This window comes from Rouxiella badensis (genome assembly GCF_002093665.1).
Lineage (GTDB): Bacteria > Pseudomonadota > Gammaproteobacteria > Enterobacterales > Enterobacteriaceae > Rouxiella > Rouxiella badensis.
Genome location: NZ_MRWE01000041.1, coordinates 14,896 through 29,095 on the forward strand (window position 1 = coordinate 14,896; position 14,200 = coordinate 29,095).

The 14,200-nt window shown below is 52.2% G+C and carries 11 protein-coding genes; all 11 read right to left on the reverse strand.

Annotation, left to right across the window (positions count from 1 at the left end; genetic code table 11):
- Position 1: 1 nt before the first annotated feature.
- Positions 2-3,484, reverse strand: a complete 3,483-nt coding sequence (gene dnaE / locus BS640_RS19205) for a DNA polymerase III subunit alpha (protein WP_084913162.1) — start codon at positions 3,482-3,484, stop codon at positions 2-4.
- A 66-nt stretch (positions 3,485-3,550) separates the two neighbouring features.
- Entirely contained in the window at positions 3,551-4,159 is a 609-nt protein-coding gene (rnhB, locus tag BS640_RS19210; protein WP_084913163.1) for a ribonuclease HII, read from the reverse strand.
- Entirely contained in the window at positions 4,156-5,304 is a 1,149-nt protein-coding gene (gene lpxB / locus BS640_RS19215; RefSeq protein WP_017491968.1) for a lipid-A-disaccharide synthase, read from the reverse strand. The genes rnhB and lpxB overlap by 4 nt, the downstream gene beginning before the upstream one ends.
- Before the next feature lie 73 nt (positions 5,305-5,377).
- On the reverse strand, positions 5,378-6,166 hold the full coding sequence (lpxA, locus tag BS640_RS19220; RefSeq protein WP_017491969.1) for an acyl-ACP--UDP-N-acetylglucosamine O-acyltransferase: 789 nt from the start codon (positions 6,164-6,166) through the stop codon (positions 5,378-5,380).
- A 3-nt stretch (positions 6,167-6,169) separates the two neighbouring features.
- Positions 6,170-6,658 (reverse strand): 3-hydroxyacyl-ACP dehydratase FabZ, encoded by a 489-nt coding sequence (gene fabZ / locus BS640_RS19225; protein WP_017491970.1) that lies wholly within the window; start codon positions 6,656-6,658, stop codon positions 6,170-6,172.
- A gap of 171 nt (positions 6,659-6,829) precedes the next feature.
- A complete protein-coding gene (lpxD, locus tag BS640_RS19230) occupies positions 6,830-7,852 on the reverse strand; it encodes a UDP-3-O-(3-hydroxymyristoyl)glucosamine N-acyltransferase (RefSeq protein ID WP_084913164.1) in 1,023 nt (340 codons plus the stop codon).
- A 2-nt stretch (positions 7,853-7,854) separates the two neighbouring features.
- Entirely contained in the window at positions 7,855-8,355 is a 501-nt protein-coding gene (gene skp / locus BS640_RS19235) for a molecular chaperone Skp (protein WP_017491972.1), read from the reverse strand.
- 144 nt (positions 8,356-8,499) lie between these two features.
- A complete protein-coding gene (gene bamA, locus BS640_RS19240; protein WP_017491973.1) occupies positions 8,500-10,923 on the reverse strand; it encodes an outer membrane protein assembly factor BamA in 2,424 nt (807 codons plus the stop codon).
- Positions 10,924-10,960: 37 nt separating this feature from the next.
- Entirely contained in the window at positions 10,961-12,316 is a 1,356-nt protein-coding gene (gene rseP, locus BS640_RS19245; RefSeq protein ID WP_017491974.1) for a sigma E protease regulator RseP, read from the reverse strand.
- Between the two features lie 40 nt (positions 12,317-12,356).
- Positions 12,357-13,205, reverse strand: coding sequence for a phosphatidate cytidylyltransferase (gene cdsA, locus BS640_RS19250; protein ID WP_017491975.1), 849 nt, complete (start codon positions 13,203-13,205; stop codon positions 12,357-12,359).
- Between the two features lie 9 nt (positions 13,206-13,214).
- Positions 13,215-13,973, reverse strand: a complete 759-nt coding sequence (gene ispU / locus BS640_RS19255; RefSeq protein ID WP_017491976.1) for a (2E,6E)-farnesyl-diphosphate-specific ditrans,polycis-undecaprenyl-diphosphate synthase — start codon at positions 13,971-13,973, stop codon at positions 13,215-13,217.
- Between the last annotated feature and the right edge of the window lie 227 nt (positions 13,974-14,200).

The window sequence follows — 14,200 nt, forward strand, 5'->3', positions numbered from 1 at the left end:
TTTAGTCAAATTCCAGTTCAACCTGTTCAGTACCTACCAGAGAACGTAAATCAAGCAACAGACGATCGGTTGGCGTAACACGCCATGTTGCACCAAATCTGAGCCGTGCCCGAGCGTTTTCTCGTTGATAATACAGATGAACTGGTATCGTCCCCGATCGATGAGGTTCCAACGATTCGCGCAGACGGTTCAAAAGCTGGTCATCAATTTGCCTGTCAGTCAGCGATATAGCAAGACCACGAGCGTATTTTTCACGCGCTTCACTGATGTCCATTAAATCACGGGCCATCATTTTAAGCCCGCCGTTGAAGTCATCAAAGCTGACCTGTCCCGTCGCTATCAGGATACGGTCTTTTTCCAACAAATGCTGAAATTTTTCCAAGGCTTCGGTAAACAACATCACTTCAAGACGGCCTGACCGGTCGTCCAACGTACAAATGCCAATGCGGTTACCCCGCTTGGTCATCATCACCTTCGCAGCCACAACCAAACCGACTGCGATGGTCATTTTTCCCCGTTCTGTCGGGTGCATATCTTTCAGGCGCTGGCCACCGCCATAACGCTCGATTTCTTTCAGGTACTGGGTGATCGGATGTCCGGTCAGATACAGTCCCAGAGTCTCGCGTTCACCGTCCAATACCTTTTGTTCTTGCCAGGGCGTAACACTGGCATAAGACTTCTCGACCTGCTCCGGCTCTTCAGCCAGTACGCCGAACATGTCAGCCTGACCGATAGCCTCGGCCTTGGCGTGTTGATCTGCGGCCTTCAGCGCATCGCCCAACGAGTGCATCAATGCGGCGCGGTGCGGTCCGAGACGGTCAAACGCCCCGGACATGATCAGTTTCTCTAAAATGCGGCGATTGAGCTTTTTAGTGTCCGAACGTGCACAGAGATCAAACAGCTCTTTAAAATAGCCGCCCTGATTGCGAGCTTCAATGATAGCTTCAATTGGCCCTTCACCCACGCCTTTGATAGCGCCGATGCCGTAAACAATTTCCCCGTCGTCGTTGACGTGGAAGTGGTAGAGGCCGCTGTTGATGTCCGGAGGCAGAATTTTAAGCCCCATTCGCCAACATTCGTCGACTAACCCCACCACTTTATCGGTGTTATCCATATCGGCCGTCATTACCGCCGCCATGAATTCTGCCGGATAGTGCGCTTTTAACCACAGCGTCTGATACGAGACCAGGGCATAGGCAGCGGAGTGCGATTTGTTAAATCCATAACCAGCAAATTTCTCTACCAGATCGAAGATTTTCACCGCCAGTTCGCCGTCGATACCGCGTGATTTAGCGCCGTCTTCAAAACCGCCGCGCTGCTTGGCCATCTCGACCGGATTTTTTTTACCCATCGCACGACGCAGCATGTCTGCACCGCCGAGCGAGTAACCGGCCAGCACCTGGGCAATCTGCATCACCTGTTCCTGATACAAGATGATGCCATAGGTCGGCTCAAGTACCGGCTTCAGGGATTCGTGCTGCCACTGAATGTCCGGGTAAGACAGCTCTTCGCGCCCGTGTTTACGGTCGATAAAGTTGTCTACCATGCCCGACTGCAGCGGGCCGGGACGGAACAGTGCCACCAGGGCAATCATGTCTTCAAAGCTGTCGGGCTTCAGACGCTTGATAAGGTCCTTCATACCGCGGGATTCGAGCTGGAAAACCGCGGTAGTTTCCGAGCGTTGCAGCATGTCGAAACTTTTCTTATCGTCTAACGGAATCGCTGCAATATCAAGAGGTTCAAGACCTGTTTTTGCACGACGCGCGTTGATCATATTCAACGCCCAGTCGATGATAGTCAGCGTTCGCAGCCCAAGGAAGTCAAATTTCACCAGCCCGGCATATTCCACGTCATTCTTGTCGAACTGAGTAACCGGGTTGTTGCCCTCTGCGTCGCAGTACAGCGGCGCAAAATCAGTGATCTTGGTCGGGGCGATAACGACACCGCCTGCGTGTTTACCGGCATTACGCGTCACACCTTCGAGCTTGCGCGCCATGTCGATCAGGGCTTTGACTTCTTCGTCGGCCTCATAAATCTCAGGCAGCTGTGGCTCTGCTGCGAAGGCTTTCTCGAGCGTCATGCCTGGATCCGGCGGTACCAGTTTTGAAATACGATCCACAAAACCGTATGGATGACCCAGTACACGGCCTACGTCGCGGATTACCGCTTTGGCCGCCATGGTACCGAAGGTGATTATCTGTGATACCGCTTCACGTCCGTACATTTCGGCAACGTGTTCGATCACCAGATCGCGTTTTTCCATGCAGAAGTCGACGTCAAAGTCAGGCATCGAAACACGCTCAGGGTTCAGGAAGCGTTCGAACAGCAGGTCAAATTCCAGCGGATCGAGGTCGGTGATTTTCAGCGCATACGCGACCAGTGAACCTGCACCGGAACCACGGCCAGGACCCACCGGCACGCCGTTATCCTTGGACCACTGGATGAACTCCATCACTATCAGGAAGTAGCCCGGGAAGCCCATCTGGTTGATTACGCGCAGCTCGACGTCGAGACGCTCGTCATACTCCGGGCGACGCTCGGCTCTCACCGCCGGATCAGGGAACAGGAACTCGAGACGCTCCTCGAGCCCTTTTTTCGAGCACACTACCAGGAAGTCTTCCGTCGACATATCCCCGGTCGGGAACTGCGGCAGGAAGTATTCGCCTAGGCGAATGGTAACGTTACAGCGTTTCGCAATCTCGACGCTGTTCTGCAACGCCTCGGGGATGTCGGCAAACAGCTCGCACATCTCTTCTTCGCTGCGCATATACTGCTGCGCGGTGTAATTCCTGGGACGCTTAGGATCATCAAGGGTGAAACCGTCGTGGATAGCCACGCGAATTTCATGCGCGTCGAAGTCGCTCTCTACCAGAAAACGTACGTCATTAGTGGCAACCACCGGCAAGCCGGTCTCGCCCGCCAGCGCGACTGCGGCGTGAAGATAGTTTTCTTCATCAGGACGGCCGGTGCGGATCAGCTCGAGATAGTAGCGATTTGGGAAGTATTGCTGATAAAACTCAACGCATTGCTCAACCTGCGGTTGATTAGAACGGCTCAGGAATTTGCCGATATCGCCGTGACGCGCGCCAGAAAGCAGCAGCAGGCCTTCGTTAAGCTCTGCCAGCCATTCACGCTCGATAATCGGACCTGCCGCGCCATAGCCGCGCTGGTAAGCTCTGGAAATCAGCAGCGTCAGGTTTTGGTAGCCTTGATTGTTCATCGCCAACACGGTGAGCTGGGCTAACTCATCGCCCAGCATGTCGCTGTGTACGTTAAAATCGGCGCCAATCAGCGGCTTAATCCCGGCGCCGTGCGCCGAGCCATAAAATTTCACCAGCCCGCAGAGGTTGGTGAAATCGGTGATACCCAGCGCAGGCATGCCGAGAGCAGCCGCTCGTTTCACCAACGGGCCAACCTTGGCTAATCCATCAACCATGGAATAGTCACTGTGCACGCGCAGATGAATAAAACGAGGTTCGGCCATATTCAGTTACCAGAAATCTAAGAGTTGCTGTGAAAAAACGGTGTTATCGGTCTATACGACGGCCGCTTAACGCGACAGTAGCGCATCTTCCAACGCACGTCGGACAGGGGCAAAACTGCGCCTGTGGTGAGTGGTCGCGCCCAGGCGTGCCAGCTGTTCGAGATGCGCCGCCGTTGGATAGCCCTTGTGTTTGGCAAAGCCATACTCAGGGAATTCCCTATCCAGCTCAACCATTTCACGGTCGCGAGTAACCTTAGCCAATATAGACGCCGCACTGATTTCTGCAACACGGCTATCGCCTTTTACCACCGCCTGCGAAGGCATTGGCAGTTTCGGGCAACGGTTGCCGTCGATCAGGACGAATTCAGGCGCGATACCTAATCCCGCCACGGCGCGTTGCATTGCCAGCATGGTGGCATGCAGGATGTTGAGCGCATCAATCTCTTCTGGCTCAGCGCGGCCAAGGCTCCAGGCCAGCGCCTTTTCCTTGATTTCTTCAAACAGAAATTCACGGCGCTTTTCGCTGAGTTTTTTTGAATCGGCCAGACCGGCAATCGGTTTTGACGAGTCCAGAATGACCGCGGCGGTTACCACGGCACCAACCAGAGGGCCGCGTCCGACTTCGTCCACGCCGGCGATGAGATTCGCCTGCGGGTATACAAAAATGTCTGTCATTTTCTTGCCAACTCCATCACCGCCTGCGCCGCCTGCTCGTCGGCATCGCGACGAATGCTTTCATGCAGCGTCAGGAAAGTTTGTTTCAACTGGTGGCTCTTCTCACCGCCCGCCAGCAGCGGCAGCAGTGCAGCCGAAAGTTTGTCAGGTACGCACTCTTCCTGCAGCAGTTCGGTCACGATTTCACGACCGGCCAACAGGTTAGGCAAAGATACGTAAGGCGTTTTTACCAGACGCTTGGCCAGCCAAAAGGTAAACGGCTTCATTCGATAACCGACCACCATCGGACACTTGGCCAGCATGCATTCCAGCGCCGCGGTGCCGGATGCCAGCAGGGCTGCGTCGCTGGCTATCATCGCATTGCGTGCCTGCCCATCGAGCAGGTGTGCCGGTAAATCAGGGGCAATCTCGGCCTTGATACGCTCGAACTGTTCACGGCGTTTGGCGTTAACCAGCGGCACGACGATGTGCAAATCAGGGTAAGTTTGTCGCAATTGCAGCGCCGTTTTCAGGAAATCGGCGCTCAGCATTTCTACCTCGGCATGACGGCTTCCCGGCAGCAACGCCAGACAGTGTACGTCACGAGGAATACCTAAAGTCTCACGCGCCAGCTGTTTGTCAGGATCCAACGGGATCGAGTCTGCCATCGTGTGGCCGATAAAACGGCATGGGACATTAAATTTGTCATAAAACGCTTTTTCAAAAGGCAAGAACGCCAGCACCATGTCGGTGGCTTTACCAATTTTGAAAACGCGTTTTTGTCGCCAGGCCCAGACCGACGGGCTGACATAGTGAATAGTGCGCAAACCGCGCTTTTTGAGGCGGGCTTCGAGCCTGAGATTGAAATCAGGCGCATCGATGCCGACAAACACATCAGGTTTAAGCTCGGCAAAGCGTCGCGTCAGCTCATTGCCGATTTCTAACAGGCGTGGCAGACGCCCAAGCACTTCTACCACGCCCATCACTGCAAGCTCTTCCATTTCGAACCAGGCTTCACAACCTTCTGCCTGCATTAGAGGGCCAGCGACCCCCACAAAGCGCGCATCAGGATAGTGGCCCTTCAGAGCCCGGATCAAGCCCGCCCCCAGAATATCGCCGGATGTTTCGCCGGCAACCAGGCCGATTGTCAGAACGGGCTTTTCCATTTTTTTCTTAAATCCAGTTGTGCTGCTAAATCAGCTCGCCGTGATGAGCGTTTCTTTAATTAACGGTGCTCTGTTAACGAATGATGCCGCGCGTGGAGCGGGCAAAGAAGTCGCTGAACGGCTGCACTGCCGGGAACTCCGCAGCAATAGCTGCAATTTCCGGCTGCGACTCTTCAAGCGTTTTACCGCTGCGATACAATACCTTATAGGCGTTACGAATCGCGTGAAGAGAAGGCTTGTCAAAACCACGACGTTTCAACCCTTCGATATTGATACCGAACGGCGTCGCGTGGTTTCCTTGAGCGATAACAAAAGGAGGTACGTCCTGAGCAACGCCGGAACAGCCGCCAACCATGACGTGTGCACCAATGATGCACCACTGGTGCACGGCGGTCATGCCACCGATGATGGCAAAGTCGTCAACCTGAACGTGACCGCCCAAGGTCGCATTATTAGCAAGAATACAACGATTGCCGACGATGCAGTCATGAGCAATATGGGCATTGACCATCAGCAGGTTATCGCTGCCTACTTTAGTCAGCCCGCCGCCTTGAACGGTACCACGGTGAATGGTGACGCTCTCACGAATATTGTTGCGATCGCCCACTTCAACACGTGTAGGTTCACCGGCATATTTCAGATCCTGGTTGATTTCACCGATGGAAACGAACTGAAAAATACGGTTGTCGCGACCAATTTTGGTCACGCCATTCACCACCACATGTGACTTGAGCTCGGTGCCCTCGCCAATTTCGACCTGAGAGCCGATATAGCAGAAAGGCCCGATATGAACGCCTGCACCAATAACAGCACCCTCTTCAACGACAGCGCTAGGGTGAATAAAGGCGGTTTTATCAATCACGGATTATTTCTCCTGACTACGGGCGCACATCATCTCGGCTTCACATACTACGGCACCATCGACTTTCGCCACGCCGGTGAACCAGGTGACACCGCGACGAGTCTTCTTGAACTCGACTTCCAAAACCATGGTGTCGCCTGGAACCACTGGTTTTTTAAAGCGTGCACTGTCGATGCCAGCAAAGTAGTAAAGCTCGCCTGGCTCAAGTCTACCGACGCTTTTAAACGCCAGCAGGCCGGTAGCCTGCGCCATGGCTTCAAGGATCAGAACGCCAGGGAAAATGGGTTTGCTCGGGAAATGTCCCTGGAAGCAAGGCTCATTGAAAGAAACATTTTTAATCGCACGCAGCGTTTTGTGGGGCGTGTATTCAACAACACGGTCTACCAGCAAGAACGGAAAACGGTGCGGAAGCAGCTCAAGTATTTCTCCAATACCAAAACCTTCTACGCTAACTTCTTCATGAGAGTGATCGTTGTGAGTAGGAGTGCTCAAAATACTCGTCCTGTCTAATATTACTGATATCATCAATAGCACGGCCTGCGTGCCCCTCAAAGAGGAGCATTGTGCAGGCCGCAAATAGGGACTAAGAATCGTAAAGACGATGAACAGTGAAACTGAAACATCACATTACTTATTGATTTTTAGTAGTTAATTGTTGGTGAATTAGTCTTCTTCGATTTTACGCTCTACGGCTTTTAAGCGTTTATTCATCTCGTCGATATTCATAACCAACGCGGCAGTCTTACGCCATGCTTTGTTCAGCTGTAACGGAATCCCGGAAGAGTATACCCCAGGTTCGGTAATTGGTCGCATGACCATTCCCATTCCAGTGACAACAGCCTTATCGCAAATTTCCATGTGGCCGTTTATGACGCTGGCACCGCCAATCTGGCAGTAACGCCCAATTTTTAGGCTACCCGCCATAATCACACCACCTGCAACCGCCGTATTGTCTCCAATCACGACGTTGTGTGCAATCTGACATTGATTATCAATGATGACACCGTTACCAATTTGCGTGTCATCAAGGGCACCACGGTCAATCGTGGTACAGGCACCGATCTCAACAGAATCGCCGATAATCACGGTACCAAGCTGAGGGATTTTAACCCAATTGCCGCGATCGTTCGCGTATCCGAAGCCATCTGCACCGATCACCGTACCTGATTGAATCAGACATTTCTGACCAATTTCGACGCGATGATAGATAGAGACATTCGCCCAAATGCGCGTTCCCGCACCAATCTTGGCATTTTTTCCGATGAAACAGCCCGCGCCAATAATAACGCCGTCGCCTAATTCAACACCGGATTCGATCACTGCATTCGCGCCTACCGATACCCCTTGCCCAATTTTTGCTTCAGGAGAGATGACGGCGCTCGGAGCGATGTCTTGTGCAGGCGCAGGCGTAGTATCAAGAATTTGAGCCATGCGTGCATAAGTCAGGTACGGGTTTTTAACCACTAATGCCGCACTTTGGCAAAAGGGCAGATCCGCTTCGGTCAACACTACAGCGCCTGCAAGGCAGGATGCTAACTGTTCACGGTAACGGCTGTTTGATAAAAACGTGATTTGCTCAGAGTGTGCGGAATGCATTGAAGCAATGCCGGTGATGGCGAGTTCGCCATCACCGTGCAATTGTGCATCCAACTGCTGTGCGAGATCAGCCAGTCGAATTGAAGCCATGCTTATTTAACCTGTTTCAGCACTTCGTCAGTGATGTCTTTAGCATCGTTTGATGCATAAGCCAGAGCGTTGGCGTCGATGACGATATCAAGACCGTCTTTTGCTGCAACAGTTTTAACAGCGTCCTGGATACGGCCCAGGATTTTGTTACGTTCTTCAGCCTGACGACGACGATTATCATTGTCAAAAGCCTGAGCTTTTGCAGAGAAATCTTCGCGGTTAGCCATAACTTGTTTTTCAAGTTTGGCGCGGTCAGCGGCTTTCATTGTTGAAGCGTTACGCTGCAGGTTCTGCATCTGAGACTGCAGAGCAGTTTCCTGTGCCTGAAGTGCGGTAGCGCGACCTTTGAATTCGTTTTCAAGCTGTTTAGCAACAGCTTCACGAGCAGGCATTTGTTGGAAAATTTGCTGAACGTTTACAACACCAATTTTATCAGCAGCCTGAACGCTAGCTGAAGCAGCCATAACTAATCCGAGGCCTGCGGCGTATAACCACTTTTTCACTATAAACTCCTTCCATCACCCGTTTGTGCCAGATGGCACAGTCAATTACGCAGAGGGCCTGAGAAGATTATTATCACTCAGGCCCAAGCGATTCTGCTGATTAAGGCTTATACCCTGATACCTGGGGTATAATTCCGTAACAGATTACCACGTTTTACCGATGTTAAACTGGAACTGTTCTGCCTTATCACCTTCATATTTCTTAACCGGCTGTGCATAAGAGAATGACAGAGGTCCCAAAGGAGACTGCCATTGCAATGCCACACCGGAAGAAACACGGATATTACCTGGTTTACTGTAGTCAGGAACACCGGCAGCGATAGTCTCTGGGGTGTTCTCCCAGTTGGTATCCCAAACGGTGCCGCTGTCAACGAACACAGAGGTACGCAGCGAGTTAGCGTATTTGTCACCGACAAATGGCGTAGGAACGATCAGCTCAGCGCTGAGAAGTCCCATCGCGTTACCGCCTACCGCATCACTAGAGTTGTCGATTGGACAATCTTTATATGAGGCTGCACCGGTTGCACAGTTGTAATAAGCCGCTTTAGGACCGATGGTATTCGACTGGAAACCACGGACGCTGCTTGAACCACCGGCATAGAAGTTGTCGTAGAACGGCACTTCTTTGCCACCCAGGCCGTCGGCATAACCGGCGCGGGCACGTCCCATCAGCACCCAGTTATGACTCTGCGTCAGAGGCAGGTAGCTGGTCGCATCGAAGGTGACTTTGTAGTATTCGTTGGTCGAACCTGGCACGGTAACTTTACCCGTCAGGCTGGCTTTACTCCCCGCCGTTGGGAAGAAGCCACGGTCAAGGTCGTTATAACCCCAGCCCAGCGTCAGGAAGAAGTCGTTGGCGCTGTAGGTTGCATCCGAAGTGTTTTCACCGGCCACAACGCTCGGGTTCACACCCACGCTGTTCAGGTAACGGAACATTGCCACCTGCGGTTCCATGTTCGACAGGTCGTTATGGACGTAGTCGAGACCCAGACGCAGGGAGTTGTTTTCGTTAACCGGGAAGCCCAGGTTGCCGCCGATACCGTAGCTCTTGTTGGTGTACTCGGACAGGTCTGCATCATCTGCTTTGAAGTCATTGTAGAAGATGCGACCGCCCAGGCTCACGCCATCAACCGTGAAATACGGGTTGGTCACGGTCAGCTCGGTATAGGTCTGGTAGTCGTTTTTGGTGCCGGTAATGCCTGCCTGATAGCCGGTACCTAACCAGTTATCCTGCTGGACGCCCACCGTGAAGCTCACGCCGCTCTCGGAGCCATAGCCTACGCCAAAGTTGAAGGTACCGGTGTTACGCTCCTTCACTTTGTAAACTACGTCAACCTGATCGGTTGTCCCTGGCACACGTTGGGTTTCGACGTCAACCGTATCGAAATAACCCAGGCGGTTCAGACGATCTTTACCTTTATCGACCAGGTCGCTGCCGAGCCATGAGCCTTCCATCTGGCGCATTTCACGACGCAGCACGCTGTCTTTACTGGTGTCATTGCCTTCGAAACGAACGTGACGGACATAGTAACGGTTACCTGCGTCAACGTTGACGTGCAGGATAACTGTTTTGTCTTTGTCGTTGATTTCAGGCTGCGTGTTCACCGTAGGATACGCATATCCGTAACGGCCAAGCATCGCTTTGATGTCATTTTCGATCTTGGTCACTTTGGCACCGCTGTAAAGCTCGCCATTGTTGATTTTGCTCAGGCTTTCGATTTCAGCCGAGTGACCCTGCATGTTGCCCGCAACTTGCACACCGGTGACTTTGTACTGATCGCCTTCGTGGATGTTCAGGGTGATGTAGATCCCCTTCTTGTCCGGCGTCAAACTGACCTGAGTCGAGTCGATGTTAAAGCGCGCGTAACCGCGATCGAGGTAGTAGCTGCGAAGGGTTTCCAGGTCACCGGAAAGCTTCTGCTTCTGATATTTACGATCCCCAATAACGTTCCACCACGGCACTTCGTCGCGCAGCTGGAACTGAGAAACTAATTGATCGGTGCTGAAAGCGTGATTACCGACGATGTTGATCTGCTGAATTTGCGCAGAGACACCTTCGGTAAAGACCAGTTTCAGGTCGACGCGGTTGCGAGGCAGAGGCGTTACAACGGCTTTAACAGACGCGCTGTATTTACCTACGCTGTAGTAGAAGTCTTCCAGACCCTTTTCGATATTGGAGACCTGGGTACGGTCAAGCGCTTCGCCAACCCGGACGCCAGAGGCCTCAAGGTTTTGTTTCAGCATGTCATCTTTCACGGCTTTGTTGCCGGAGAAGGTGATGCTGGCGATAGTCGGGCGCTCTTTGACTTGAACAATCAGCGTGTCACCATCGCGCAGGACGCGAACGTCCTCAAAGTTGCCTGTGGCAAACAATGCACGAATGGTATTACTGATATCATCGTCGGTGACTGTATCCCCTACGCGAACCGGCATATTGAGTAACGCCGCACCGACGGCAACGCGCTGCAGGCCTTCGAAATGAATATCCTTCACTACGAATCCATCTGCACCGTATACGGTTGCGCTGCCAAACAGCAGCGACGCTATGAGCAACTTTTTGATCGCCATCGTTGTTATGCGTTCTTCCTAACCTAATCCCCAGCCGTTAAAGACGGGAGAAATCATTGAAAAGTGCAAGCCCCATTAATAACACCAGCAATACAGAGCCAATGCGATAACTGAAGTCCTGAACTCGCTCGGAAACTGGCCCACCCTTTAGCTTTTCTATTGCCAGAAACAGCAGGTGACCCCCATCTAACACCGGTAATGGGAACAGATTGATGATACCGAGATTGACACTTATCAATGCCAAAAACATCAGGTAATACACAAATCCATATTCAGCTGATAAACCTGCACCCTGTGCGATGGAAATAGGGCCACTCAAATTATTCAGCTTCACATCACCGGTTATTAACTTGCCCAGCATATTGACCGTTAATTTCATGAGTTGCCAGGTTTTATCCCCAGCTTCATAAAACGCCACAAACGGACCATACTGGCGAATCGTTTTATACTCGTCAGGCAGTGGAATAATTTTTGGGACCACGCCGGCAAAACCCTGCGCCTGTCCCTTACCCACTGATTTAGTGTCTGGTATTAGCGTTAAGTTCACAGGTTGCCCATTGCGCTCGATTTCCAACGCCATCGACTTGCCCGGATTATCGCGTACCTGAATGGCAAAAGCTTGCCAACTTACTAAAACCTGACCATCAACTTTAACTATCCTGTCGCCCGCTTGCAAACCTGCCTTCTGCGCAGCGGAGTCAGCCTGCACCTGAGCCAGAATAGATTCTATCTGCGGACCACGGGGAATAATACCCAGTGATACAACAGGATCCTGCTTTTCCGGGTCGAAGTGCCACGCCGTGAGATCAAGCTGTTTTACAACAACTTGAGACGAGCCAAAGGGGGCAATCCCGACGGTAGTTTTCGCGTCTCCAATTTCGCCGATCAACGCCATGCGAACTGAATCCCAATCAGGCGTTTCGATACCATCAACGGACTTAAGTTCCATTCCGGGCAAAATATTGGACTGTGCGGCAATAGAATGTGGGGCGATTTCGCCGACGACCGGGCGCAGGCTCGGGACGCCGATAATGAAGACCAGCCAGTAGGCGAAAACGGCAAAGATGAAGTTAGCGATGGGGCCGGCACTGATGATGGCCGCGCGCTGCCAGACGGTTTTGTTATTGAAGGACTGATGACGATATTCGGGGGCGACTGCCTCAACGCGCTCATCGAGCATTTTGACGTAGCCGCCCAGCGGGATCATGGCCAACACGTATTCCGTTCCCTGCTTGTCGGTGCGGCGGAAAATAGCGCGCCCAAAACCGACAGAGAAACGTTCAACGCGAACGCCACAGCGACGAGCAACCCAGAAATGGCCGAATTCGTGCACGGTGATTAGCACCCCCAATGCAACAATAAAGGCGGCCAGGCTCCAGAGTATGTTCATCATAATCCCAACTATTCCTTAAAAACTGCCGCAGGCATAAAGGTTAATACACCAACAGCATGAGACAAGCAAAAACCGGCACCGCAGCGGTCAGGCTGTCGATACGGTCCATGATGCCGCCATGGCCGGGTATTAAGTTACCGCTGTCTTTAATCCCTGCTTCACGTTTGAACATGCTTTCGGTCAGATCGCCAAGAACCGATGCCAACGTCGCAATGACGGAGCAAATCAACAGGGTTGCCGGTGCAACGTTCAACGGTACATAACGACCAAACAGCCATGATATCAAAGCCGAGGTCAACAGACCGCCAATCAACCCTTCCCAGGTTTTACCTGGCGAGACTTTCGGGGCCAGCTTGTGCTTACCAAACAGCTTGCCAAACATGTAGGCACCAGAGTCGGCACCCCATACCAGCAGCATCACGTAGAGCAGCCACCAGGCGCCGTTGTAATGGTTTTCAGCATAGCCGTAAAGGCGCAGCGACAGCATACCCCAGAAGAACGGAACAATGGTCAATAAACCGAAAATCAGCTTCAACGGACGTGAGTTACGCCACGCTGCGGCAGAACCAGGATACAAAACGACCAAAATAAACGCTGCAATCCACCAGGCTAGCGACAGCCAGAGCGAGCCACTAATCTGAATCAGATGAACAGACTGCTGATAAGCCGGAAGACTTAGCATCATGGCGGCAAGCAGGAAGCCGCAGAGAATAGCTAACCACACGCGCTGGGTGCGTGATTTAAATCCGGCAAATTGGCCCCACTCCCACGCTGCTAACATGCAAACGACGATAGTGACGACGGCAAAGCCGACGGGCGGCAGTAAAAATAGAGCGGCGATGACAATGGGAATCAAAATCAAAGCTGTGATAATGCGATACTTCAGCAAAAGTTCTCCCTAGGACGCATTGGCGCCGATAGGTGTAGTCCCCCCGAAGCGACGCTCGCGTTGTGCAAAAGCATTCAGCGCACCTTCAAAGACATTTTCATCAAAATCCGGCCAGAGGACGTCGGTAAAGTAAAGCTCTGCATAGGCAATCTGCCACAGCAAAAAGTTACTGATACGATGTTCCCCACCGGTTCGGATAACAAGATCGACGGGTGCCAGTTCGCTCATACAGACCGATGCACCTAACGCCTCTTCCGTGATTTGGTCCGCCCGCAGTGTACCAGCTTCAACCTGGCCTGCCAGCTTCTTTACGCCTTCAATAATATCCCATCGCCCACCGTAATTGGCAGCAATGTTTAGCGTAAGCCCATCGTTATTTTGTGTCAGCGTTTCCGATTTACGGATCATGTCCTGCAAACGTGAGCTAAAACGGCTGACGTCGCCGATAACCCGTAAGCGGACATTGTGTTTATGCAAACTTTTTACTTCACTGCTTAACGCACGGACAAAAAGCTCCATCAAAGCAGAAACTTCCTGAATCGGGCGATTCCAGTTCTCACTACTGAAGGCATAAAGCGTGAGCGCATCAAGGTGATGGCTTGCAGCAAAGCTGACAGCCTTGCGAACGGACTTTACTCCCGCTTTATGACCAAAGACCCGCATTTTTCCCTGGCGTTTCGCCCAACGGCCATTTCCATCCATAATAATGGCAACATGGCGCGGTAGCAGACAAGTTGTATCAGTCATTTGTTGATTCTCGAGCGACATAACCCGTACTCTTTCCCTTCAGCTAGAATTAACGACGTCACCTGTAAACCCTGCATTCGCGTGCATGATGAAGCGTGCGCGTAAAAAAGCCGTGAACCCTATCAGGCACGGCTTCACCTGACTACCAACGTACTTAAAAATGAGTAGTACGGCCATGAAACGCAATTTCGCGTCGTCAGGAGGCGCAGACTATATCATTTCAACGTTGTTCGAACAAACGACCTCAT